The sequence below is a fragment of the Chitinophaga costaii genome, assembly GCF_900094705.1.
Taxonomy (GTDB): domain Bacteria; phylum Bacteroidota; class Bacteroidia; order Chitinophagales; family Chitinophagaceae; genus Chitinophaga; species Chitinophaga costaii.
This window is the reverse complement of sequence record NZ_FMAR01000003.1, coordinates 102,260-127,138: the sequence shown is the minus strand read 5'-3', so window position 1 is coordinate 127,138 and position 24,879 is coordinate 102,260. Positions and strand designations below refer to the sequence as shown.

Annotated in this window: 18 protein-coding genes; 2 read left to right on the top strand and 16 right to left on the bottom strand. The window is 49.9% G+C overall.

The window, feature by feature from the left end; genetic code table 11:
- Positions 1-96: 96 nt before the first annotated feature.
- From GA0116948_RS05695 to GA0116948_RS05655, 9 genes are all read right to left on the bottom strand, one after another.
- Entirely contained in the window at positions 97-1,443 is a 1,347-nt protein-coding gene (locus tag GA0116948_RS05695; protein ID WP_089709992.1) for an MFS transporter, read from the bottom strand.
- Between the two features lie 62 nt (positions 1,444-1,505).
- The gene (locus GA0116948_RS05690; RefSeq protein ID WP_205686046.1) at positions 1,506-3,281 is read right to left on the bottom strand and encodes an alpha-amylase family glycosyl hydrolase; all 1,776 of its coding nucleotides are present in this window, start codon (positions 3,279-3,281) and stop codon (positions 1,506-1,508) included.
- Positions 3,282-3,285: 4 nt separating this feature from the next.
- Positions 3,286-5,604, bottom strand: a complete 2,319-nt coding sequence (locus tag GA0116948_RS05685; RefSeq protein ID WP_089709987.1) for a glycoside hydrolase family 65 protein — start codon at positions 5,602-5,604, stop codon at positions 3,286-3,288.
- A 24-nt stretch (positions 5,605-5,628) separates the two neighbouring features.
- Positions 5,629-6,273 carry a beta-phosphoglucomutase gene (gene pgmB, locus GA0116948_RS05680; protein WP_089709985.1) on the bottom strand — a complete coding sequence of 215 codons (645 nt, stop codon included), beginning with the start codon at positions 6,271-6,273 and terminating at the stop codon, positions 5,629-5,631.
- A 76-nt stretch (positions 6,274-6,349) separates the two neighbouring features.
- The gene (locus GA0116948_RS05675) at positions 6,350-8,200 is read right to left on the bottom strand and encodes a glycoside hydrolase family 13 protein (RefSeq protein WP_089709983.1); all 1,851 of its coding nucleotides are present in this window, start codon (positions 8,198-8,200) and stop codon (positions 6,350-6,352) included.
- A 65-nt stretch (positions 8,201-8,265) separates the two neighbouring features.
- A complete protein-coding gene (locus tag GA0116948_RS05670; protein ID WP_089709981.1) occupies positions 8,266-9,330 on the bottom strand; it encodes a SusE domain-containing protein in 1,065 nt (354 codons plus the stop codon).
- A gap of 67 nt (positions 9,331-9,397) precedes the next feature.
- On the bottom strand, positions 9,398-11,020 hold the full coding sequence (locus GA0116948_RS05665) for a RagB/SusD family nutrient uptake outer membrane protein (protein WP_089709979.1): 1,623 nt from the start codon (positions 11,018-11,020) through the stop codon (positions 9,398-9,400).
- 18 nt (positions 11,021-11,038) lie between these two features.
- Positions 11,039-13,990 carry a SusC/RagA family TonB-linked outer membrane protein gene (locus GA0116948_RS05660; RefSeq protein ID WP_089709977.1) on the bottom strand — a complete coding sequence of 984 codons (2,952 nt, stop codon included), beginning with the start codon at positions 13,988-13,990 and terminating at the stop codon, positions 11,039-11,041.
- Positions 13,991-14,605: 615 nt separating this feature from the next.
- Positions 14,606-15,616 carry a LacI family DNA-binding transcriptional regulator gene (locus GA0116948_RS05655; protein WP_089709975.1) on the bottom strand — a complete coding sequence of 337 codons (1,011 nt, stop codon included), beginning with the start codon at positions 15,614-15,616 and terminating at the stop codon, positions 14,606-14,608.
- Positions 15,617-15,715: 99 nt separating this feature from the next.
- Here GA0116948_RS05655 and GA0116948_RS21665 point away from each other — a divergent pair, with 99 nt between their 5' ends.
- Entirely contained in the window at positions 15,716-15,847 is a 132-nt protein-coding gene (locus GA0116948_RS21665) for a hypothetical protein (protein ID WP_262487035.1), read from the top strand.
- 107 nt (positions 15,848-15,954) lie between these two features.
- Here the strand turns inward: GA0116948_RS21665 and GA0116948_RS05650 are convergent, their stop codons facing one another.
- The 4 genes from GA0116948_RS05650 to GA0116948_RS05635 all read right to left on the bottom strand — a co-directional run bounded on the left by GA0116948_RS05650 (position 15,955) and on the right by GA0116948_RS05635 (position 19,546).
- A complete protein-coding gene (locus GA0116948_RS05650; protein ID WP_089709973.1) occupies positions 15,955-16,206 on the bottom strand; it encodes a hypothetical protein in 252 nt (83 codons plus the stop codon).
- Between the two features lie 378 nt (positions 16,207-16,584).
- Positions 16,585-17,679, bottom strand: a complete 1,095-nt coding sequence (locus tag GA0116948_RS05645; protein WP_205686047.1) for a sulfite exporter TauE/SafE family protein — start codon at positions 17,677-17,679, stop codon at positions 16,585-16,587.
- Between the two features lie 201 nt (positions 17,680-17,880).
- A complete protein-coding gene (locus GA0116948_RS05640; RefSeq protein ID WP_089709968.1) occupies positions 17,881-18,855 on the bottom strand; it encodes a FecR family protein in 975 nt (324 codons plus the stop codon).
- 130 nt (positions 18,856-18,985) lie between these two features.
- Positions 18,986-19,546: an RNA polymerase sigma-70 factor gene (locus GA0116948_RS05635; protein WP_089709966.1), complete on the bottom strand. Its 561-nt coding sequence runs from the start codon at positions 19,544-19,546 to the stop codon at positions 18,986-18,988.
- A 27-nt stretch (positions 19,547-19,573) separates the two neighbouring features.
- Between GA0116948_RS05635 and GA0116948_RS05630 the strand changes: the two genes are divergently transcribed.
- Positions 19,574-20,695: a quinone-dependent dihydroorotate dehydrogenase gene (locus GA0116948_RS05630; protein ID WP_240619136.1), complete on the top strand. Its 1,122-nt coding sequence runs from the start codon at positions 19,574-19,576 to the stop codon at positions 20,693-20,695.
- 35 nt (positions 20,696-20,730) lie between these two features.
- On the opposite strand, the gene GA0116948_RS05625 is transcribed toward GA0116948_RS05630, so the two are convergent.
- The 3 genes from GA0116948_RS05625 to dnaB all read right to left on the bottom strand — a co-directional run bounded on the left by GA0116948_RS05625 (position 20,731) and on the right by dnaB (position 24,465).
- Positions 20,731-21,447, bottom strand: coding sequence for an RsmE family RNA methyltransferase (locus tag GA0116948_RS05625; protein ID WP_089709964.1), 717 nt, complete (start codon positions 21,445-21,447; stop codon positions 20,731-20,733).
- A 17-nt stretch (positions 21,448-21,464) separates the two neighbouring features.
- Complete coding sequence (locus GA0116948_RS05620; RefSeq protein WP_089709962.1) at positions 21,465-22,808, bottom strand: MATE family efflux transporter; 1,344 nt, start codon at positions 22,806-22,808, stop codon at positions 21,465-21,467.
- A gap of 70 nt (positions 22,809-22,878) precedes the next feature.
- Positions 22,879-24,465: a replicative DNA helicase gene (gene dnaB / locus GA0116948_RS05615; RefSeq protein ID WP_089709960.1), complete on the bottom strand. Its 1,587-nt coding sequence runs from the start codon at positions 24,463-24,465 to the stop codon at positions 22,879-22,881.
- Positions 24,466-24,879 lie beyond the last annotated feature (414 nt).

Below are 24,879 nucleotides of genomic sequence, written 5' to 3'. Positions count from 1 at the left end.
GCTGAAGCTTCCGCCACTTGGCGACTACGCAAGGGAAGGTAAAAGTTTTCAGCTTTTCATTGGAGGCCTACCCTCCTACCGGCCGTATAAAAGATCCTACGCCAATTTTTCTTCCTTGTCTTTCACATACAATACCGACACGGCAGCCAGCAGCATAAATACCCCGGCCATGATAACCGCGTAAATGGGATGCCCATTATATAAATGTTTTACGATCAAACCACCAAATATGCCATTCACGATCTGGGGGAAAGTGATAAAGAAATTAAAAATGCCCATATACACGCCCATTTTGCGGGGTGGCAACGTGCTGGAAAGTATGGCATATGGCATGGCCAGTATGCTGCCCCAGGCGAGGCCCACGCCTATCATCGACAGTATGAGCAGGTGGGGATTTTGGATAAAGTAAATGCTGATCAGGCCAAGCCCGCCGGCTGTCAGGGAAAATGCATGCGTGATCTTCCTGTTCGTAAGGCGTACCAGCCATGGTAACGCTAACGCATACACGGCGCTTACACCATTGTACACGCTGAACATCGTACCTACCCAGTTACTGGCATCAGCATAGGTGTTAGAACTGGTATCGCCGGCCGGCACATGGTACACATATGCTGCAATAGCAGGACTGGTAAATACCCACATCGAAAACAATGCAAACCAGGAGAAAAACTGCACCAATCCCAATTGGCGCATGGCAGTGGGCATGTGGACAAAGTCGCTGAAGATGGCGCCCAGTCCACGTTTGGGCTGAAAACCCTTATTTTCCTCTTCCGGATAAAAGCGGCGCATGGCTTCCGGCGAATATTCTTTCGTAGTAAAAATGGTCCAGAGAATGGTGGCGGTTAATACCAATGCGCCGGCATAAAACGAATAGATCACGTTCTTGGGAACCACACCAGGATCGTCCGTTTTGGCCACCCCAAAATAGTGATTCAGCAGGTAGGGCATAGCCGAACCCATCACGGCACCCAGGCCAATGAGAAAGGTTTGTACCGAAAAGCCGGTGCTGCGCTGGGCATCCGGCAGATTGTCTCCTACCAGCGCACGGAAAGGCTCCATGGCAACATTAATAGAAGCATCCAGGATCATGAGCATGCCCGCGCCAATAAAAATTGGTGGTAGCAAAGCCGCCATCACACCCGCGTTAGGCAGCAGCACGAGAGCCAGGGCTGTAAGGATAGCCCCCACCAGGAAGTAGGGTTTGCGCCGGCCCAGCCGGTTCCACGTACGATCGCTGTAATACCCGATTATGGGCTGCACGATAATACCGGTAAGCGGTGCCGCCAGCCAAAATAAAGACAGGTGTTCCACGTCTGCTCCAAAGGTTTGCAGGATGCGGGAGGCATTGCCGTTCTGTAAGGCAAAACCAAACTGAATGCCCAAAAAGCCCATACTCATGTTCCAGATGGCCGCCTTGGAAAGCCGTGGTTTATCCTGTTTCATTACGTGCATTGAAGAGGTGACTACTATTCGTGGAAAATAAAAATGCCATACCAGCGAATGGTCTAATGGCTTAATTCAAAAATAGCGGCACCGTAAGGTGCCAGTTTCACTGGTATATGGCCGGTATTGGAAGCAGAAAAGGATTGCCCAGTCAATAATTCACGGACAGCTGTGCCGGAGGTTGCTGCGGGCCATGCCACCTGGGTATCCAGTGTTTGCGTATGATCAAAATTTAATACCACTAGCAGTTCCTGCGTGCTGCTGGTGCGCAGATAAGCACATTGTTTGTTATTAAACCCGGTACGGTCGGCAAGTTCCTGGAAAGCCCCATCACGGATGGCAGGGCTGCCCGCTGCAATGTTGAGCAATGTAGCGTAGAAATTGCGCAGGTTGCGCTCATCCGCTGTCATCATCCCGCCATCGAAAGCACCGTTGTTCATCCATGCCTGGTGGGCGGGAACATTCCAGTAATCAAAGATCGTGGTACGTCCATCTTCCCCGCCAAAGCCTTCAATGCCCGCGCCTTTTTCGCCTTCCTCCTGTCCAAAGTATATCATCACAGGGCCGCCACCCAATGTGGCGCAGGCCACCATGGCGGGTATGGCATGCCAGGCATTACCTGCAAACCCGGGTGATGCCACGCGTTCTTCGTCATGATTTTCCAGGAAGCGCACCAGGTGGGCGGCGTCTATATCCTGCTGGCTTTGCAGTACATGGCCTATGTCTTGCACCGAAGCGCCACTATCGTCGCGGATCAGCCGTTTCAGGGCATCGTACAACCCTACTTTATCGTAGAGATAATCAAAATGAGCGTCGTTCAGGTATTTCGTATATTCGGAAGGGTTATAGGCTTCGGCTATAAATTTAATATCCGGATTTACTTTTTTTACCTGGGGAATAACCCAGCTCCAGAAAGCTACCGGCACCATCTCCGCCATGTCGCAGCGGAAAGCGTCTACATGCTTGTTAGTCCAGTATAACAGGATGTCGCGCATCTTTTCCCATACCGGGGGAATGGGATCGAAATACTGCTGGTTGTTTTGATAATTGATCCCGTAATTCAGTTTCACGGTCTCGTACCAATCATTCACCGAAGGCGTGGCGCTAAAAATGTTATTGCCAGTGGCCTTTGCAGGATTTTCTACATAGCGTTTAAAAGGCAAGGTATTACACAACGTTACAATCTCGTTGCTCAGCATGCCGGGTACTACGAGCGACTGTCCGGGTACATAATAAAAATCGTTACCAGGGCTAAACATAACACTGTTATTGTCCATCTCGCCAAAATCCTTTACCCCGGCAGGTTTGGCGTCGGAGTAATAATGGCGGGCCACGTGGTTGGGAACAAAATCCATGATCACTTTTAAATCATGGGCATGTGTGCGTGCTATCAGGGCCTCCCACTCTGCCATCCGGTCGGGTACAGATACGGCCAGATCGGGATCTACATCGTAATAATCACGTACGGCATAGGGCGATCCTGCACGGCCTTTTACAATCACAGGATCGTCTGGTGGAATGCCGTAACTGCTATAATCGGCCATACTGGCGTGTTCCAGCACACCGGTAAACCATACATGCGATACGCCCAGTTGCTTTATACCGTCCAGTGCCTTGTCAGTAATATCATTGAACTTACCCACGCCGTTTTGCGCGGCGCTCCCGTAAAACTGCTGTTGCGTTGTTTTGTTTCCATACAAGCGCACCAATAATTGGTAGATGATGAGCTTGTGGTGCGTAGTGCCTGCCTCGTTTTCCATAGTTCCTTGAGCCTGGGCCACCGGGATGGTTAGGAGCCATATGGCGGCCATTAAAAGTGCGGGTTTCAATTTCGGCATCAATTTACGCTTTTATTAATTCCTGGCTAAAGCCTTCCGTAGTCCCGGCGGCAATGGCAAGCGCAGTACCATGCACATACACGGTGATTGTGCGCACGGAAATATTGGTGATTTGCACCTGGCGCTGATCGATATGCACTTGTAAAATGGCACCCCGGAAGCGGATTTTAAAGGCAAAGGCCTTCCATTTTGCCGGAAGGAAGGGCGCAAAATGCAATTGTCCGTTGCGCACGCGCATGCCCGCAAATCCTTCCACTACGCTCATCCAGGTACCAGCCATGGAGGTAATGTGCAAACCGTCTTCCGTATCGTTATTATAATCGTCCAGATCCAGGCGGGCCGTACGCAGGTAAAATTCGTAGGCGCGTTGCTCATCGCCCAGTTTTGCTGCAACGATGGCGTGTACACAAGGCGAAAGCGAGCTTTCATGCACGGTGCGCGGTTCGTAAAAATCATAGTTGCGGCGAATGGTGTCTATATCATAACGCTCCTCCAGAAAGTACAACCCCTGCAACACGTCTGCCTGTTTAATGTAGCAGGAACGCAGGATGCGGTCCCAGCTCCATTTCTGATTCAGCGGGCGCGCTGATGCCGGCAGGTCTTTCACCAGGATCTGTTCTTTATCCAGGTAACCGTCTTGCTGTAAGAAAATCCCCAATTCTTTGGATGCGGGATAATACATATTATCAATTACATGCTGCCATTGGGTGGTTTCTTCGGGTTTGAAATGCGTAGCATGCAACAGTTCCTGGTAACGGGTGGCATTGGCCTTTTGCACCGTTTGTAAAGATTGCAGTGCATACTCCAGGCACCAGGTGGCCATAGTGTTCGTGTACCAGTTGTTATTTACATTGTTCTCATACTCATTGGGCCCGGTTACACCCAGCATCACATATTGCTTTTTATCGCTGCTCCAGCTTACGCGCTGCGCCCAGAACCGGGCAATGCCAATTAACACTTCCAGCCCATATTCTTCCAGGTAAGCAGCATCGCCGGTATAGCGAACATAATTATAAATGGCAAAAGCAATAGCGCCATTGCGGTGTATTTCTTCAAAAGTAATCTCCCATTCGTTGTGGCATTCTTCTCCATTCATGGTAACCATCGGGTATAGGGCCGCCCCGTCTTTAAACCCAAGTTTGGCAGCGTTTTCAATGGCTTTCTGCAAATGGCGGTAGCGGTACACGAGCAGGTTGCGGGCTACAGAGGGCGCTGCGGTGGCCAGGTAAAAGGGAATGCAATACGCTTCCGTATCCCAATAGGTAGAACCGCCGTATTTCTCGCCGGTAAAGCCTTTAGGACCAATGTTCAGACGGGCATCTTCTCCGGTGTAGGTTTGATTTAGCTGGAAGATGTTGAAACGAATGGCTTGCTGAGCCGACACATCGCCCTCGATGATAATGTCGTTTTCCTCCCATTTTTTCGCCCAGGCGCTGGCCTGTTCCTGCTTCAACCCGTCAAAGCCTTTTTGGGCAACCCTCGCTATCACCGCTTTACAATGGGCCATCAACTGGTCTTTCGGATGATTTTCGGAAGATAGGTTGGCCGCCATTTTGTACACCACGATCTCCTGGCCGGCGGGTGCCTGCACCTGGAAAGTGGCCGCTACATAGGTCGCTTCGCTGGTGGTGGTTTGCGGGGCAAGGACCTTTCCATCCTGCAACACCGTATAGGCCATACCGGTAGTTACCTGGAAAGCCGTTTTACGGGTTTCCATTGTTATATAGGCTTCGCTGCCCTGCACATCATGCGCAATGGGCTCCCAGAATTTTTCGTCATAATTGGCGTCCTGGTTGCGAATATCCCCGTTTAGGTAGGGCGTAATTTCAAGACGGGCGGCTTGGCCCAGCGGGGTAATGCGGTAACAGATAGCACCTGCTTCATCATCCACTATGCTGCAAAAGCGCTGTGCGTGTATGCGTACCCGTTGTCCATGCTGCAAGGTGGCTTCAAAGCTGCGCTCCAGGTATCCCTCCCGCATGTTTAACACGCGGCGGAAATTTTCTACTTTACAGGTAGCCAGATCCAGTACTTCCCCGTTTATTTTTACATGAATGCCTATCCAGTTGGCGGCATTCAGTACTTTGGCAAAGTATTCGGGATACCCATTTTTCCACCAGCCCACCCGGGTTTTGTCGGGGTAATACACACCTGCCACATAGCTGCCCTGGAGGCTTTCGCCGGAATAGGCTTCTTCAAAACACGCACGCTGGCCCATACGCCCGTTGCCAATGCTGAATATACTTTCAGAAATTTTATGCAGGTGTGGTTCAAATCCTTCCTCAATAATGTTCCATGCGTCCTGGTGAATGTACTGCTTCATGCACGATCAGATTTATCGTTTCGGTTAAAGGTTGTTCAGGTCTTGTGGTGTTAAATGGACCAGGTCGGGTACCACGCGGTTGGCCGAAGTAAGTGCTCCGGTGCTACCAATGCCTACGCATTTCATATGCGCCGCTTTGGCCGCCTGTACGCCGGCTTCGGCGTCTTCAAACACCACGCAATTTTCGTTGGCAATGCCCAGTTGTTGCGCACAGGTTACAAATACTTCGGGATCTGGTTTAGACTTGGTGACATGATTACCATCTACCAACACATCAAAATAAGGTAATAAGCCCGTGCGTTCCAGGATGAGGGCGGAGTTTTTACTGGCAGAACCCAGCCCGGTCTTTAAACCCGCTGCCCGCGCAGCTTTGAGAAAGTCCAGGGCGCCAGGTAATATTTCTGCTGGGGTCATTTTCCCAATCATTTCCACATACCAGCCATTCTTGCGGGCGGCTAATAACGCTTTCTCCTCCGGCGTTTTCTGCTGCTGCCCCCAGCCGAGTATTTTGTCTAGCGAGTCCATGCGGCTAATGCCTTTTAACTGCTCGTTCTGTTCTTCCGTAAAATCAAACCCCATTTCATTGGCCAGTCTTTTCCAGGCCTGGTAGTGATACACCGCAGTGTCTACCAAAACGCCATCGAGGTCAAATATGCACGCTTGTATCATGACAAAATTTATAGTTCTATTTCCAGCATTGTAAGGATGTAAATCTACATGGCTGTTATTTGTTTATGCATAGCTGCTATCGCCGCAATTCCAGTACCAGCGTAGTATAAGCCGGTACCGCTACAGTTTCGATAGAAGGCAGGTTTTCCTTTGTGATCACATTCACCGCGCGAGAATATCCCTGGGTGCGTTCTTCAAAACGGGCGGTGGTAATGGTAGTATCCCGGTTGTTACCATTCATGATCATCATGAGGGTTTTGCTACTGTCGTACCGGAAGTAAGTATACACCCCATTTTCGGGAATATATTGCATGAGTTTCCCAGTTTGTAACACCGTATTTTCCCGGCGGTAAGTGGCCAGGGTGCGCAGGTAGTTAAACAGGCTGTTCTCTGCGCTGTTGCGGCCCTGCGGCGTAAATTTATTCACGCTGTCTTTTACCCATCCACCTTTAAAATCTTCCCGCACCAGGCCATCCGGGTTACTAAAATTTTTCATCATCAGCTCCGTACCATAATAAATTTCGGGTACGCCACGGGTAGTGAGCAGCCAGGCCAGGGCAGCTTTGTACTTGGCCGTGTTTTCTCCTATGACGGAATAAAAGCGGCTCACGTCGTGGTTATCCAGGAATACCACGTTGCGCGTAGGATCTTGATATTGATAATCGGATGCCAGGGTATTGTATAGGCGTACCACACCGTCGTCCCAGGAGTTTTCTTTTGCATTGAGCGCGTCGCTAATGGCCCAGAGTAACTGGTAATCGGTAACACCGGGCAGTTCGGTATTGAATCCCCTATGCACGGTATTGCCCTGGGTAAAAGCCACCTGGTTGGGCATACCATGCACCAGTGTTTCTCCAAATATACTGATCTGCGGATATTCCGTTTTAATGGTTTTACCCCAGGCAGCCATAAAATCAGCATCGTTGTAAGCATAGGTATCCAGCCGGAAACCATCCACCCCGGCGTATTCTACCCACCAGATATGACTTTGGGTAATATACTTTTGCAGGTAAGGATTGTTTTCATTCATGTCCGGCATATGGCGATCGAACCAGCCGTCTGTCATTATTTTTTTATCGGCCTTAGCGCCATAAGGATCGTAAATTGTTTGCTCGCGAAAGTTGGAGCGGGTATAGGTAGGCCATTGATGCACCCAGTCTTTGGCAGGCTTGTCTAACACCGTCCAATGGTTGCTACCCATGTGGTTATGAACCAGGTCCTGGATAAGTTTCATGCCACGTTGGTGCAGCGCATCCGCCAGTTTTTTGTATAATTCGTTGCTGCCGTAACGGGGATCTATTTTATAATTTTCCGTGCTGGCGTAGCCATGGTAAGAGGCATGTGGCTCGTCATTGGTCACTACAGGGGTAAGCCATACCGCCGTTACGCCCAGGTCTTTTAGATAGTCCAGGTGATCTATTACGCCCTGAATGTCACCGCCATGGCGGTCATACATAGAGTCGCGTTGTAGCGTGGTTTCTGCCATGCCTTTCACCACATCGTTGGTTACATCGCCGTTGGCAAAGCGGTCTGGCATGATCAGGTAGATCAGGTCCTTGCTGGTTACGCCCTGCGCTTTAATACCGTTATTGCGCGCGCGGAGGGTATATGTGTAAATCAGATCTTTTTCTCCTTTTTTGCTGAATATAATCGGGAAGGTACCCGGCAAAGCGCTGGCGGTAATGTCCAGGTCAATAAATAAATAGTTGGGATTTTCCACCGGATGTACTTGGAGTAATTGCACGCCGGGGTAATGCATCTGTACGCTGCGTGTGGCAATGCCAGCACCATGTACGATCAGTTGGATCTGGTGATATTGCATACCCACCCACCAGTTGGCAGGCTCTATTCGCTCCAGTTTGGGCAACTGCTGTGCTACGGCTTGCAGGCCCCACATCGTTGCTAAAAGGAATACCATCCGTTTCATGAAATCCGTTTGTAATAAAACTCAGCATGGATGCAGCTTTATCCTGCATCCATACCCCGATAAATTTATTGTTTTTCTAGCGTATAAATATAGTTGCCCGGATTGGTGAGATCCAGTGTTACATTGTAGGTACCCGCTTCGGTGATGACAATGCCGTTGCTGGCGCTGGCAGGGTCCAGGATGTTATCCGCATTGGTATCGCCATAGTTCAGGGTATTGGCGTGGTTTACGCGCATGTTGAAAGTGCCTGCACTTAAGCTAACGGTGGCGCTCCAGGTACTTTTGGTGGCGCCGGTGGCGGTGAGGTCTTTATCCGCATTGCCGGTGGCGGCACCATACAGCGAGAAGCTGGTTACGGGCGTATGGGTCCAGGTTAAAGCATCCAGGTTGGCTGTGATGTAATAGAGCCCGGCAGAAGCCAGCTTCAGGTTTGCACCAGAGGAGGAAAGCGAACTGTTATCGCCACCATAATTGGCCTGGTCCCAGTTACGTGCCACGTTTACTTTGAACTCCGAATTGTCGGTAAAATACAGGAAACCCTGGTAGTTGTTATTGCTGGCCGGAGACGCCAGGGCAGGCGCCGTGCCGGGGTCCCAGGTAGGCAAGCCATAGGCGCTGGTGTAATTGCCTGGCAAATACACCATGGGATATTTGGGCAATACTTTATAAGGATTTACCTGTAAGGTCACTGAATCAGAATAGTTAGCAGCACCCGTCAACAGGGTGGTAGTGCCCACGTAAGCATGCAGGCGTAGCACGAGGTCGTTGGTAGCGCCAAAAGTAAGGCCCAGGGCGGCGGCTACGCTATTCAGGGCCTGCACCGTCATGGTGGCGGAGCCGCCTGAAACGCTCACCGTTTGCGGGCTGGCGAAACCATTCCCTTTTTTGTCGAACTGCAATTCATAGGTAATTACGGCATTGTAACCAAAACTGGTAGGGGTCCAGCTAAATTTTTCGATCACCGAGTCCTGGCTGGCATCGGTCAGTACTAGCTCCTGGGTATTGGAAACCGTGAGCGTTGGTTGGGTGCCGGGCGTAGCTACCTGGCCCGCATCTTTTTTGCAGCCCGCCATCACGGCGGCAGCCAGGCCCAGTGCCAGCAACGATTGTTTGTTAAATATGGTAAGCATTGTTTGTCGGGATTTGCAGTGAAGAAAAAAACAGCATCCGGTGATCTACACAGACCTGCGTTCATCTTTATTTGTAACCATCGTTCTGCACGAGGTTAGGATTGGCCGTGAGGTCGGTGTTGGGAATGGGAAGAATATTATACGCATCTTTCACACCCGTACCGGCCAGCACACCACCTTTCCAGGCCCACAGGTAATCGGCGCTGGTTTGTTTTTTAAAGCGTACCAGGTCTGTTCTGCGGGTGGCCTCCCAGTACAGTTCCCGGCTTCTTTCTGCCAGGATGAAATCCAGGGTAAGATCGCCTGCGCTGATGTTGCCGCTGGTACCATGATAGGCGCGACGGCGCAGGATGTTTACATAATCTACTGCCGTGTTTATGTCGCCCCCACTGCCGCCCCGCAATACCGCTTCGGCATACATCAGGTACACATCTGCCAGGCGAAACATGGGGAAGTCGGTATCTACGTAGTTGCCGGTGGCATCGTGTCCAATCTTACCGCCCCGGTCCACATTCCGGTATTTAGTAATAGCATAACCTTCGGTGAAGTTCTTAGTCGGCACATCCGGAATATCCAGCGTCTGCCCATCGGTCCAGAACATGGCCCGCCGGTCAGTATTACCACTGGGATCTGCAAATTGCGATACGAAACGCGATGTAACGCGCATACCACCCCAGCCACCACTCACGCCAAATGCGGCGGAGGGCATGCTGCCTCCCAACTGTGCATGAATAAGAAAGTTCATCCCACCATAAGATTGCGTAGAGATACCATCGAAAGTAATTGGGAAGATCACTTCATTGTTTTGCGTATTATTATCTGCCAGGAACAGATTCTTGTAAGAATTGGCAGAATCCAGGTTGATTGAAAATCCAGCGGAGATCACCTTGTTGCAATAGGTCAGCACATCGGTGTAGTGCGCAGTACCGGTATACACTTCTGCATTCAGGTAAAGCTTAGCCAGCAACACCCAGGCACAGGCCTGATCTACACGGGCATATTCATTGGTGCGCGCCGGCAGGAGTGCGGTTTCTACGTCTTTTAGTTCGCTCTCCACATAAGTGAAAAGATCAGCACGGGTTATCTGTTTGGGAGAGAATGCACCCACCGGATCATTCTCTGTAACAAACGGTACATTGCCATACAGGTCCATCGCATGCCAGTAACTAAGGGCGCGCAGGAAGCGGGCCTCGGCCACGTAGATCTTAGCTGTGGTAAGGTTATCACCGGTGATGTTATTGCTGGCCAGCTTGTCGTCCGTGGTTTCGCGGATGAACTCATTACATAAAGAAATCTGGTAGTAAATGCGCTGGTACATGGTACGTACAAAAGGATTATCTGCCGTCCAGTCCAGGTTATGCAGATCCTGCAAACCCGCATCCGTCCAGGTAATGACCGATTCGTCCGTAGGCAATTCTTCCCACTGCCAATACTGGCGCAGGTAGTTAGACGTACCCTCATCAATGCCTGTAATATCCGGCGTTCCGGCAGGGCCGGTCTGGCCGCTGATGGCAAACCCGGCATACAGTTTTGCGAGCACGCTTTTATAGTTATCAAAATTGGCATACACGCTGGCAGACGTAGAGCCAACCAATGGTTTGCGATCCAGGTCTTTTGTGCAGGCACCCAGCGTAAGGGCCATCATACCGCCCAAACACCAGTTTTTGATCCATTTATGATTTGTTTTCATGACTTGCTTTTTGAATGATTAGAAACCCAGATTAACACCCAGTGAGTAGGTACGCGGACGCTGATAAAATTTGTCGTCTATACCACTGTAAATCTCCGGATCAAGGCCCGAATACTTGGTGATCACGAACAGGTTTTGCGCACTGGCCGTAATACGCAGGTCTACTTTCTTATGTATCTTACCAAAGTCATACCCTACACTCAGGTTGTCCATACGCAGGAAGGAGGCGTTGTCCAGGTAGTAATCAGAAATGCGCTGATACTGGGAGAACTGTGTGTTCAAGACATCGGAAGTAGCATTGCTCAGGTATTTGCCTGGCGCAATGTTGGCATAAGTACCAAAGTTGGAGGCAATGTTATTATACACATAGTTACCCAGGTTGGCGCGCAGCGAAAAGGCAAGGCTCCAGGCCGCGTAGGTAAAGGTGGAGTTAAAGCCCATCGTTACTTTCGGGTTAGGCGATTTATTCACCACCAGGTCAGACGCCGTGATGGAGGAGTCTTTATTCCGGTCTACATACGCGCCTTCAATGGGTTTACCATTTTTATCGTACACCTGTTGGTACAGGTAAAAAGAATACGGTGCATAGCCTACTTTATGCACCTGCACCATATCGCCGGTGCCACCGGAAATACCACCCACCTGGATGATGGGGTTATTGCCTTTTACTTTGCTCAGGTTCGTAATTTCTATGTTGTTGTAGCTGATGTTGAACCCTGCATTCCAAGTAAATTTGTTGGTTTCAATAATGCCGGCATTCACGGTAAACTCAATCCCCTTGGTCGTGATATTACCTACGTTGGTGTAAATCTGATTGGTGAGGTTAGAGCCGGATGCCACCGGCACCTGGCTAAGCAGGTCTTTCGTTTTCTTATAGTAATAATCAATAGCGCCCGTAATGCGGCCATTCAGGAAACCATAGTCTATGCCCGCATTATACGTTGCAGTTTGCTCCCATTTGATGTTGGCGTCATAACCTTCAGGACGAAGGGTAGTAATGAAGTCGTTGCCAAACTGGTAAGCGGCTGTACCCGCGCCAATGGTGTAAGCCGGCAGATAACTGTAATCGCTGCCAATATCCTGCTGCCCCGTGATGCCGTAGCCCAGGCGCAATTTCAGGTCGGATACCGCTTTAGAATTTTTCAGGAAATTTTCCTGACCAATGCGCCAGGCAGCCGCCACAGAGGGGAAGGTACCCCAATGTTGGAGGAAGCGGGAAGAACCATCCCGGCGTATGGTACCGGTGAGCAGGTATTTATCCTGGAAAGAATAAGTAACACGCCCAAAGTAAGAAAGCAATGTATTCTGTGTCTTCACTGGCACACCGGCAGCAGAGATAGTATCACCCGCCGTGTTCAGGTTAGGATAAGCAGGCTCACTGCGCCAAAAGTCTTGGTACGAATAACCCGCCGTTGCATCGATGTGGCTATGGATTCCTTTCAGCTCTTTGGAATAAGCCAGGTAAAAGTCCAGTAGTTTGTTATGTTTTTCCTGGGAGAAAGCAATGTATTGACCACCATTGATCACGGCAGATCCAGCATCTGGTGGGAAGGTGTTGGTGCCCTTACTTTTGGAATAGTCGGCACCCACATTCAGTACAGCGTGCAGTTCCGGCAGGAAGTGCATGCTATAATCCAGTTTAATATTGGCAATAGCGCGATTTACGCGGGCCTGGTTATGTTGCTCTTCTAAAATGCCCAGGGGATTGCGGGTGGCCAGGTTGGAGATGCCGGATGCCGCTGCGGTATCGGCCCATTCAAAGTAACCACCAAATTTATTGCCCGGCTGGTAAACAGGTTGGGTAGGATCAAACGCTACGGCCGCATTCACTGCACCCTGATCGGCAAAGCGGGTTTTCTGCGTAGTACCCTTAAAGTTTACATCTACTACCAAATGATCCTTGAAAAATTTTGGCGACAGGTTCAGGGCCACTGATTGGCGGTCCAGGTTGGAAGTTTTGAGAATACCATCCTGGTTGGTATACCCGAAGGATATACGGTAGGGCAAATGTTTAATGCCGCCGCTCAGGCTCAGGTTATTATCGGTCGCAAACGCCGTTTGGTAAATTTCGTCTTGCCAGTTGGTGTTTGCATTACCCAGCAGGTAGGCCTGGGAAGGGTTGCGGGTTTGCACAGCGTTGCGAAATTGGTTGGCATTTAAAACTTTGACCTCTCCTTCTTTTACCGAAAGCGAGTTCACGGTACTGAAATCTACACGCAGTTTATTGCCGGCTACGCCTTTCTTAGTGGTAATGAGGATCACCCCATTGGATGCGCGTGATCCGAAGATAGCGGTGGCCGATGCATCTTTCAATACGTTGAAAGATTCAATATCATTAGGATTAATAAAGCTTAAGATGTTGGACGACCCTGTAATGGTATTATTATCAATAGGCACCCCATCTATCACGATCAGCGGATCGTTCGACGCGTTCAGGGAAGCGCCCCCGCGTATACGGATGGTGCTGCCCGCGCCGGGCGCGCCACCATTGTTGGTAAGTGTTACGCCAGCCACCTTACCGGTGATGAGCTGGTCGGGGGTAGTGATAGCACCTTTGTTAAAGTCTTTGGTGCTGATCGTGGCAATAGCCCCCGTTACGTCCGATTTCTTGGCCGTACCATAACCAATTACCACTACTTCATTCAGCCCCTGTTGGTCAGTAACTAATACTATGTTCAACACCACATTGCCCGCAGTTACTGTTACCGGCTGCTTCAGTGTTTGGTAACCGATGTAATGTACTTCCAGGGTGATATTGCCTGGTGACAGGCCGGCGAGGTGAAAGTTGCCGCTGCCATCTGTCTGGGTGTTTTTGGTAGTACCCGCAACCACCAGCGTAGCCCCCGGAAGCGGCTGGCCGGTATCGTCGGCAACACGCCCGCTGATGCTACCCGACTGCGCATAGGTGTACAGGGACATCAGCATAAAACATAGCAGCCATCCATATTTGAACAGGATACTTTTTTTCATGTAAAAAGTCTTTTAGTTGGTAATAGTTATCGGTGACCGGCCTTTTCGGAAATAGCTACGCTAGCCCCGGCAGGGCAGTAACACCGGCACGTGGTAAAACGTCGAAGTTTAAAAAGATGCAACAAAATGGCGGGAGGCGGATCAGCGCTGCGCCCTTACATACGTGGTGGAAGCAACATTGCCAGGCTTGCAAAGACGTTGGGTTGCGGTCGGGATGACTGTAACGGGCCTTATTACCCGGATAATAGCTGCGTTAATCGTTATCTGTTGTTGTTTTAGATTTGAAAAATGCTGTTTAATCACCGTGAAATGCGCCCATCCAATCTTTTCCAGAAAAGGCGGATTGAAGACCGGGAACGTTACCGGTATCGTTCCCGATTTTTCATAACGTGCTGCTAAAGTAGAAAAAAAACTGGTTTTACCAAGACTTTAACGCACAATTTTTTTTGTGAAGGATGCACGTGTGCCATACCCTAAAATTCAGGAAAAGCCCGTTGCTATTACGAAGGATTGAAACTAAATCGTTTTACTAAAAACAGGAAAGATCAGGTTAAATGAGGACTGCTACGCCCCGGTATGATAGCGGTTTCTAACAAAGAAACAACAATAATAAATTTACACTCCTGTGGACCGGCGTTGGATAATTTTGGAAGTTAATACCAGGTGATCCCGCACCAGGGCAGGCTCTGCCGCCTCCAGGGTCTTAAAGAGCAGCCGCGCCGCTTCGGTGCCTATGCTGCCCGCAGGCTGCGTGATGGTGGTGAGGGAAGGATTGAGCAAGGGCGCAATTTCCAGGCTGGAATAACTAATCACCTTCACCTGCTCAGGAATTTTCACTTCCAATTTATGACAGGCATAGTAAGAAGCCATGGCCAGGCGCTCAACGGAGGCAAAAATACCATCAGGCTTTATGGTGGTCAGTACTTGGGTTAAAATGGATATACTTTCCTCCCGGTCGTTGCTGCAATCTATTACCCAGTCCTGCCGGTAGGTAATGCCTGCTTCCCGCAGCGCATCCACATATCCCTGCATACGCATTTTCCCGATAGACAGGCTTTTGTTGATGACCAGGAATACTATTTTTTTACACCCCCTTTCAATGAGGTGCTTGGTGCCTTCAAAGCTGCTGGCATAATCGTTTGTCGTTACTTTAGCTACATCCACATCGTCGTACACGCGGTCAAAGAAAACCAGGGGTATCTTTTTCTTTTTAAGCTTACTGAGATAGTTGTGGTCATTGGCCTCTCCGGAGGCAGACATGATGATGCCATCTACCCGGCCATTAGACAGGTCGTCGATGATGGCTACTTCTTTTTGATAATCGTCGTCGGTTACATAAAGCAGCGTATGATAACCATTATCGCGGGCCACCCGCTCTATGCCATTCACTGCTTCGGAGAAAAAATTGTTGGCCAGTTCTGGCATGATCACCGCAATGGTTTTGCTTTTCTTTTCACGCAGATTACTGGCGTATAGGTTGGGCTGATAATTTAGTTCTTTGGCCTTGGCAAGAATACGCTCTTTAGTGGCCTGGCTGATATCGCTATTGCCCCGGAAAGCCCTGGAAATGGTGGAGGTACTCAGGTTCAGGTCTTTTGCAAGTTTTTTTATATTGATATCATCCATTCTTGACTGCTTAAGTTATCAAGGCATTGTGCCACCATCAATATTACAACAATTTTTTTTACAGCACCGCCATGGCCGCGTCCTGTAAGATGCCGGTAAATGCGCTACGAAGGCCGATACATACCGCCCTTGCAGGTGGAGTGTAGTATATCCAGGATGGGAATGTCTATCCCCCCCCTGCAGCCCGGCTACGATAGCAATGGCAGCAACGCCGCCCGCAGTTCCGTATAGGATAATCCATCCGGTGCCGGTGCATCTACACAAGGCATGCTATGGTAATTATGCACATACACATCCAGGTATATGGCACATAGCCGTGCATGTTGGCCAGCTTTTCCTTACCATGGCCCGTTGCCAGTACCAGGGCCATGCGCGCCGGCCGTTCCGGAGTGTTCCGACCCCTGGTAGTAGGTATGGCCATCCAGGAAAAAAAGCCCGTATTGGCCGCAAACTTTTAGCCCCAGCACACAGCCAAGGAGAATACTGCAATCGCCTTCGATCACAAGGGCCTGTTCACCCGCTTGTACGGCTGCCTGTAGCTGCTGGGCCAGTACAATGCTATAGCCTTGTATATCGGCAGCATTGCGCACAGGGGTTGCAGGGGCTATGTCATTATGGTATGGTAACTCCAGCTAATGGGTGTGCGATGCGCCTCAACGCCTGGCCAAATCAAATTATTGCAGGTGTTCCGGCAAACTGCGCACACCAGGCTCTCCTTGCCCGGCGCGGTTGCCTGCAAGCAATGGTTATACGGAGCATTGATGAGTACACGAAGTAAGGCAACGTGGATGGCATTGGTTAAACTGCTGAAAATACAACATCATCCGGGCAGATGCAAATGTTAGCTAGTAGTAAAGAGGTACGCAAATCCACAACGCAGCAGGCGCTTATATTTAAAAAAAAAGAAAACATGGAAAACTCACACCTGTCAGATTTTGAGGGTATGAGCAATGAAATAATCCTGCTCGTTATGCATGTAAGCCGGCCAGCTTTTTCACCGCGTTATAAATACTCCACAAGCTCACCAGGATAACGATGATACCTACGGCGACCATGATGGTCTTGGCCGAAATTTTATTAGACACCCGCGCCGCAATAGGCGATGCCACGGCACTGCCAATAACCAGACCTAATACAGCACTCCAGGGAATATTTTTATTTAGGGCTAATATGAAAGTAATGGAAGAAAGGATAGCTATGAAAAAACGGCTCAGCTTCACCGTGCCCAGCGCGGTGCGTGGGTTACGGCCACCGGCTATCAGCGCGGAAAGTACAATGGAGCCCCATCCTCCCCCGCCTATGGCGTCAATAAATCCACCGCCCAAACCCAGGAGCCGCACCTGGCGTATCTTTTTGAGGCGCTGTTTTCGTTTTATGTTGAATGATTTGGTAACGATCAATATCCCGAGAAATAACGTGTACGCAGATACGAAAGGCTTCATGTATATACTGTAATGTTCCAGGTTGGACAAAATATAAGCCCCCAGCACGGCACCAATGCTACCCGGGATAACCAACAAAATAAAAAGCCGCTTGTTGATGTTGTGCATACGCCAATGCATCCAGCCGGCTATCCCATTACTCAGGATCTCCGATAAATGCACGCCCGTACTGGCTGCCGCCTGGCTGATGCCCATGAACTGCGAAAATGCAATGGAGGTTACGCCATAAGACATGCCAATAGCCCCGTCTATCATGGCGAATACAAAGCCTGCAAAGAGAAAATAATAAAATTGAGGATCAATATTTTCTACTTCCGTACGAAAGCCTTCTACATTTAGCCATGCCAGTATCCCTGCAATCGCAGCCACGGCAAGCAACGCAGCCCATACAAGGCGGATACGGATTTTTACCGCTTTGGGCGGAGGCGGGATGATAACCGGGCCAGGTATGCCTTCTGCTATGGCCGCAGCCACCGAACCGGCATTGGCAGCAGATGGAGGTGGCGCAATAGCTTCTCCGGAAGCACTACCGGCAGGAGTGGTGGCGCCTGCATCTTGCGCTCCGTTGGCATTAGGTTGTCCGTCTCCGGGCAAAACTTCCTGTTTGATGGCTGGTTCCATGTTCATATTTAAAAAGTACCGGCGGGAATAATTACCCTATAAAACTGGTAGACTACGTAAAAATGAACATTAATTATGGTAAATCCAAGAAATATCGCTGAATTATTGGCCGGAGGGATTAAATATTTGGAGGAAGGATACAAGGAATCTCAACGTGTTATTGAAACAAGCCGGAGGGTAACTGACAGGATCTTGCCACAATTATTTGATACGGTAAGATTGTCCGTCTACTTTTTGCAGCTGGGTGTTGGTCATCGTAGATACAGATTCCATCACGTTGTCTACCGTTTCATCCGTGAAGGTGGCCGTTACGGGGGTATTCATACGGGAAGAATCTGTAACAGCCACTTGTATGTCGTACATGGTTTCCACGGTACTGAGTACAGAAGAAAGAGGAATATCTTTAAATACCAGCTTATGATGATCCATATCGGCCACGTGTTCCCCTACGCGATACTTATCGGTCAGGGTATTATAGGCCAGTAACATACCGTCGGAAAGCATCACGCTGTCGTTATTATCACGATCTACTACCATTACCTGGCCATTGCGTACGTGTACGCGCAAGCCGGCTACCTGTGGTTCATAATCTACCACAAAGCGTGAACTTACGGAATGAATTTCCATTTTACCCAGGCGTACAATGAAAGGCGTGTTACGCTTCACTACGTTAAAAGCACCTTTGCCCAGAAAATGCACGTTGCGGCCATGTTTGCCCTCATCGTCTGCGGCGGTTACTTCCAGCGAGGCACTGGAATCCAGTTGTACCTGGCTGCCATCTTTCAATTTAGTAAAACTAGGTCCGGAAATAGCGCCGGAACGGTGTTCCTGCGTAAGCCACCAGCCTGCACCTAGCAGCAATGCCAGCATAGCCGCCCACTGCCAGCGGGAAATGGGGTGAGAAATGGGCGTTACCTTTTTACCAGGAAGGGTATTATTAATTGTTTCTTGTGCCATGGCAGCGGAAAGACGATTCCAGGCACTTTGTGTTTGGGCAGGCGTAACTGGCTCCATCGGAAGGGGACGCAGTAAAGCTTCCAGGGATGATAAAACAGCCGTATTTGCCGGATCGGCGGCCAGCCATTCGGCCACACGGGCTTGCGCCTCCGGGCTTGCTGTTTCCAGCAAGTACTCGGCCAGCAAGTCGTACGGTATGTCTTGGGAACGCATATCCATGGTGAGTGCTTAATTACAATTTAAAGACGCATTTTCACTCCTCCTCCCCCTACGTTACGGGGACCGTGATTTGTTAAATAAGCGGCATTGTTATGTTAAATCCTTGTTTACAGGGCTTTTCAGCCTTGTGTTAATTTTGCTGACCAGGCTTATCCCTGCTTTCCGGGCGCAAGGGCAACTGGCCATGACGCTCGGCGGGCAGGTATTCCCGTAGTTCATTGTGTAATATCTTCAAAGCCTTACCCATTTGGTTCTCTACCGTTTTCACGGCGATACCCATCACGGCTGCAATCTCGGCATATTTTAATTGTTGCTGACGGCTCAGGAGAAATACTTCCCGGCATCGCTCGGGCAGCTTGTCCAGGGCCTTGTGTAAGGAGGCTTCCAGTTCTTTACCGGGCAGTACTGCATCGGCCACTACCGGTTGCAATTGGCCAAAGGCCGTTTCCCGCAGGGTTTGGGCACTTTGCTTGCGCCAGCGGGAAATAGCTACATTGCGAATGGCTGTAAAGAGGTAAGACTTCTCCGGACCGGCAATCTCAATGTTATCCCGCTTCTCCCAAATATTTAAAAACACCTGTTGCACTACCTCTTCTGCCTCATACCGGCTCCCTGTGTATTGGGCGGCAAAGGCCAGGCAATGTGCATGGTGCGTTTTAAAAATGGTTTCAAAAGCAGTAAGCGATAACATAGAAATCCCCGCTAAATTAATGGCATAATGGCAATAGCCAAACAGGCCCTTAAAATTGTGAATAAAAAACAGTTGGCCAAAAGGGAGGGATGCTTGTCGCTGATTCTCTATCTTTGCATCCGCATGTATCCGCTGATAAAAAAAATACTCTTCCGTTTTCCCCCGGAAAACATTCACCACCAGGTGATGAAAGGTCTCCGATTACTACACCGCATACCGCTGGGCGGTGCGGCCCTCCGGGCAGCATTTGATAATAAAACCACCGGGCTGGAACGCCATTTGTTTGGACTCACCTTCAAAAATCCCGTAGGTTTGGCCGCCGGGTTCGACAAGGATGCCAAATATATTAAAGAATTGGCATCCCTGGGTTTTGGTTTTGTAGAGATCGGTACGCTCACGCCACTGGCACAACCCGGCAACGATCAACCCCGCCTTTTCCGCCTGCCGGCAGACAAGGCCTTGATTAACCGGATGGGTTTCAATAACCAGGGTGCGGCAGCAGCCGCCATCCGTTTGCAACATCGGCCCCCGGGGCTGATTATCGGTGGCAATATAGGGAAGAATAAGATAACGCCCAATGAATCTGCCACGGATGATTATGAAAAATGTTTTCATGCCCTCTACGATGGGGTAGATTATTTCGTGGTAAATGTAAGCTCACCCAACACCCCCAACCTGCGCGCCCTCCAGGAAAAAGAACCGTTGCGCCAACTGCTCCAGCACTTACAGGACCTGAACCAACAAAAACCATTGCCAAAACCTATTTTGCTAAAAATTGCTCCCGACCTTACAGACGAACAATTGGATGATATTATCGAAATCGTACAAACTACCCGCCTGGCGGGCATTGTAGCCACCAATACCACCATCCGCCGGGAAGGCCTGCAAACGCGTACAGACGAAATAGCCGCCATCGGCGCAGGAGGTCTCAGCGGCCTGCCGCTGCGCGAGCGTGCTACGGAAGTAATCCGCTACATTCACACCCACTCCGGCGGCACTATTCCCATCATCGCCGTGGGCGGCATCTTCACTGCCGCCCACGCCCAGGAAAAACTGGACGCAGGCGCATCCCTGGTGCAGGTGTACACAGGCTTCGTGTATGAAGGTCCGGGTATTGTGAAAAATATATGTAAAGGACTGCGCAAGTAAGCTTTCTTTAAATATTTGGATACGTTGGCCTGCTGTTACCCAGCTTCGTTTACGCTTTGCATTAACACACAGGCCACCATACCTGCCGTTTCTGTTCTTAACCGCGTATTGCCCAAAGATACCGGCTGGTAGCCATGTTCCAGCGCCAGTGTTATTTCCTCCGGCGTAAAATCGCCCTCCGGCCCTATCAGAATAAAGGCTTCTTTTCCGGGCTGCAATGCATCGCCGAAATAAGTTTTCTGCGCTGGCAGGCAGTGCGCAATAAACCGTTGGGCGGTGTTGTCCTGCTTCACTAATTGATCAAAAACTACCGGCTCACTTAGCGTTGGCAGGTAAAATTGCTGGGATTGCATCATGGCCGATATCAGTATACTTTCCAGCCGGTCCATTTTGAATTTATCCTTCTCGGTACGTTTACTCAACAGCGGCACGATGCGCTGTATGCCGATCTCCATCGCTTTTTCCAGGAACCATTCATTGCGTGAAGCGCTTTTGGTAAAGGCAATGCCGATCGCACAGGCAGGAGCAGGGGCGGGCATTTTATCCACCTGCTCAATTTTTAACAAGCAGCGTTTACGGTTATCATCGGTAATGATGCAGCGGTAGCGATAACCTTTGCCGTCAGCCAGCAAAATGGCATCGCCGGTATGGTGGCGCAGCACCATGATCACGTGTTTAGACGTGTCTTCATCCAGGGTAAAGATTTTAGCGGAAGGCAAAATGTCTTTGGCGTAAAACAGCGGTAAGTCCATGGGCGCAAAGATAAAATTTATCCATTGGCCGCGACCATTTGCCGGGTGCGGATGTGGAAGCGGATGAACACCATGACGGACGATGCCAGTAAGCCGAGCAACAATCCCCACCAGATGCCACTTATACCCCAGCCCATTTTTATGCCTAGCATATATCCCACAGGTAATGCAAATCCCCAGTACGCGAACAGGGTGGTAATTGTAGGCACCTTTACATCGCCCATACCACGCAAAATGCCCAGGCCTACCACCTGGGTGCCGTCGAAAAGCTGGAAGAAGGCTGCGATCAGCAGCAGCCGGGCCGCAATGCCATTCACCTCCACATCGCGGATATAGAGCGTGGGCAGGATATGACGCATTACTACAAACAATATGGCCGTACAGCTCATGTACACCAGCACCATGTGGTAGCTGGCAATGGCGGAGCGGCGCAGCTCCCCGTAATCACCGCGCCCCAGGAAATTACCACTCTTGATGCCGGCTGCCGCCGCAATGCCACTGGCGCCCATAAAGGTCATGGAGGCCAGGCTAATGGCTATCTGGTGGGCAGCCAGGTAGGGCGTACCTATCCATCCTACCATAATGGCTGCGCCGCTGAAGGCGCTCACCTCAAACACATATTGCAGGGCCACCGGCGCGCCAATGCTCAGGATTTGCCTGGCAATGCTGCGGGAAAACTGATGCAACCGCACACCCACCAGGTAAGGCGTAAAGCGCTTATTGCGCAGTACATAATAACACATAGCAATACCCATGAGTACCCGGTCTGCCAGCGTGGCAACACCTACACCTACTACTCCCATTTTAAAGCCATACACCAGCGTAATGCCCAGTACAATGTTGATGATATTGCCTACGATGGTGATATGCATGGCCTGCCGGGTAAAGCCCAGCCCCTCGGTGAATTGCTTAAAACTTTGAAAAAACATGAGTGGCAATACTGACCATCCCAGCAAACGCAGGAAGGTGGCGGCCTGCGCAGCCACAGCGGGCGGCTCCCGCAAAAAGCCGATGTTGTAACTCAGGGCAAGCAGTCCTCCGCACAACATCACACCTGCCAGCAGGTTTATCACCAGGCTATGTTGCAGCAGGTATCCACAGGCACTTTGCTGCCCTGCCCCATCGGCCTGCGCCACCAGCGGGGTAAGGCCATAGGAAATGCCAATGCCCACCACCAGGAATATTGTGAATATGCTGATGCCCAGCGACACCGCAGCCAGGGGTACTTCGCCGGTATGGCCAATGATCACACTGTCTGACAGTCCTACTAATGTGTGTCCAAGCTGGGAAATAATGACCGGGTAAGCAAGGTGGAAATTATCTTTATAATGCGATTTGTATATATTAAAAATATTTTTCATATTTTATAAGCTACCTCAAAAAAAAGCCGGCACCTTTTGCAGATGCCGGCCCGTATAAAAAATATAGGCGCTAAAACGGTGCATCTTCAAATCCTTCATCGCCAAAATCCATATCGTTCATCTTGGACCCTTTCTGGATGTACAACTTAGCCTCATCGTTGCCTCCCGCTGTACCAGGGCGCATACCGGCAAAGCTATTATTGCCACCCTGGTAACCAGCATTGCCGCCAGGATTTTCCAAACTGCCATCGTCTTCAAAACGCTGATATTCCAGGATAGCCCGCAGTTTAATGGTATCGAGCTGGCCATTACGGTGCTTGGCTATACGCACATGGGTTTCTCCTTTATTGGATTCTCCATTTTCATTCTGGTTAATATCGTAGTATTCCGGTCGGTAAAGGAACAGTACCATATCGGCATCCTGTTCAATAGCGCCCGATTCCCGGAGATCACTTAGCTGGGGCATTTTGTTGCCGTCTTTACGTTTTTCCACATCACGGCTTAACTGCGACAGGGCGATAACCGGTACCTGAAGTTCTTTGGCAAGGCCTTTCAGGTCGCGGGAAATTTTGGATATTTCCTGCTCGCGGTTCGTGTTCTTGCCATCGGCGCTCCCACTCATCAATTGCAGGTAGTCTATAATAATAACGCCCACTCCATTGTTATGCACCAGGCGGCGACACTTGGCGCGCAGCTCAAAGATGTTCAGGGCTGGTGTATCGTCTACAAAAATGGGCGCTTTAGCCAGGCGTTCCACACCATGAGTCATCAGCTTTTTCATCTCGTACTCTTCCAGTTTACCACGGGAAATTTTTTCGAGTTTGATCTCTGATTCTGCGGAGAGAATACGCGCTACCAACTGGCCGGACGACATTTCCAAAGAAAAGATCGCAGCACCTTTGGGGTGTTTGGGATGCAAAGCAGCGTTGCGGGCCAGGTTCAGCGCGAAGGCCGTTTTACCTACTGCCGGACGGGCCGCAATGATGATCAGATCCGTAGGCTGCCAGCCATAAGTTACTTTATCCAGCGAAGGAAAACCACTGGGCACCCCGGTAATATCGTCGCCTTTATTACGGAGGTCTTCAATACGTTTCATGGTATTTACCAGTACGCGGTCTATAGAGTCGTAATTCTTACGCAGGTGATTGTTGGTAATCTCGAACAGCTTGGATTCAGCACTATCCAGCAGGTCAAACACGTCGGCAGTATCTTCATAAGATTCGCTCAAGATTTCACCGGAAATACGAATCAGCTCCCGCTGAATGAATTTCTGGAGAATAATGCGTGCGTGTGCTTCCACATTGGCGGAAGATACGACCGCATTGGTAAGGCGGGTCACATAAAACGGGCCGCCTACCGTGTCCAGCTCGCCCATGAAACGCAGCTCTTCAACTACCGTGAGGATATCAACCGGCATAGACTTGCCAGCCAGCCGGATCATCGCGTTAAAGATCTTCTGATTGGCATCTACATAAAAGCAATCTGATTTCAGGATCTCGACCACCGTATCAAAAGCTCCCTTCTCCAGCATGATGGCTCCCAGCACGGCCTCCTCCATGTCTTTCGACTGCGGGGGCACTTTCCCATATACCATGGTGGACACATCTACGGAGGGTTTCCTGCGCACATTACGGTCTTTCTTGAGATTCAGATCCATTTATGTTAAAGGCATTAAATGTTAAAAAAATAGCAAAAGATACGGTGCAATAAAACACTACTTGTCCCGCTTACTGACGGGTTGTCAACATCCGGTTTTGTTCGGTTTTTCGAGCTTTTGAGTGCCGTACAGATGAAGGTAATCGCATTTTCCGATTATTCATCTTTAACATCCCCCAATCTTTGTTCGCATGTCACCCACATCTTATTCACCCGCAAATTGTCAGTTACCCACTGACTAAAGATGGCTTATTAAGATACGCCATTATTAATTCACAACGAAGATCAGTTTATTCACATTAACCCGTGGAAAAAGATTTCTCTACGAGACTATGCCGTATGATCAATGTTTTGTTATGAAGCCCGGTAGCGTATAGACAGGGCGCGAATTTATCTCAATAAAATTTACCGGCAA

Bases quoted from the DNA above. Each gene is read 5' to 3' on its own strand.
- GA0116948_RS05695 (WP_089709992.1), bottom strand. From the start codon at position 1,443: ATGAAACAGGATAAACCACGGCTTTCCAAGGCGGCCATCTGGAACATG.
- GA0116948_RS05690 (WP_205686046.1), bottom strand. From the start codon at position 3,281: ATGCCGAAATTGAAACCCGCACTTTTAATGGCCGCCATATGGCTCCTA.
- GA0116948_RS05685 (WP_089709987.1), bottom strand. From the start codon at position 5,604: ATGAAGCAGTACATTCACCAGGACGCATGGAACATTATTGAGGAAGGA.
- pgmB (WP_089709985.1), bottom strand. From the start codon at position 6,273: ATGATACAAGCGTGCATATTTGACCTCGATGGCGTTTTGGTAGACACT.
- GA0116948_RS05675 (WP_089709983.1), bottom strand. From the start codon at position 8,200: ATGAAACGGATGGTATTCCTTTTAGCAACGATGTGGGGCCTGCAAGCC.
- GA0116948_RS05670 (WP_089709981.1), bottom strand. From the start codon at position 9,330: ATGCTTACCATATTTAACAAACAATCGTTGCTGGCACTGGGCCTGGCT.
- GA0116948_RS05665 (WP_089709979.1), bottom strand. From the start codon at position 11,020: ATGAAAACAAATCATAAATGGATCAAAAACTGGTGTTTGGGCGGTATG.
- GA0116948_RS05660 (WP_089709977.1), bottom strand. From the start codon at position 13,990: ATGAAAAAAAGTATCCTGTTCAAATATGGATGGCTGCTATGTTTTATG.
- GA0116948_RS05655 (WP_089709975.1), bottom strand. From the start codon at position 15,616: ATGGATGATATCAATATAAAAAAACTTGCAAAAGACCTGAACCTGAGT.
- GA0116948_RS21665 (WP_262487035.1), top strand. From the start codon at position 15,716: ATGCGCTACGAAGGCCGATACATACCGCCCTTGCAGGTGGAGTGTAGT.
- GA0116948_RS05645 (WP_205686047.1), bottom strand. From the start codon at position 17,679: ATGGAACCAGCCATCAAACAGGAAGTTTTGCCCGGAGACGGACAACCT.
- GA0116948_RS05640 (WP_089709968.1), bottom strand. From the start codon at position 18,855: ATGGATATGCGTTCCCAAGACATACCGTACGACTTGCTGGCCGAGTAC.
- GA0116948_RS05635 (WP_089709966.1), bottom strand. From the start codon at position 19,546: ATGTTATCGCTTACTGCTTTTGAAACCATTTTTAAAACGCACCATGCA.
- GA0116948_RS05630 (WP_240619136.1), top strand. From the start codon at position 19,574: ATGGCAATAGCCAAACAGGCCCTTAAAATTGTGAATAAAAAACAGTTG.
- GA0116948_RS05625 (WP_089709964.1), bottom strand. From the start codon at position 21,447: ATGGACTTACCGCTGTTTTACGCCAAAGACATTTTGCCTTCCGCTAAA.
- GA0116948_RS05620 (WP_089709962.1), bottom strand. From the start codon at position 22,808: ATGAAAAATATTTTTAATATATACAAATCGCATTATAAAGATAATTTC.
- dnaB (WP_089709960.1), bottom strand. From the start codon at position 24,465: ATGGATCTGAATCTCAAGAAAGACCGTAATGTGCGCAGGAAACCCTCC.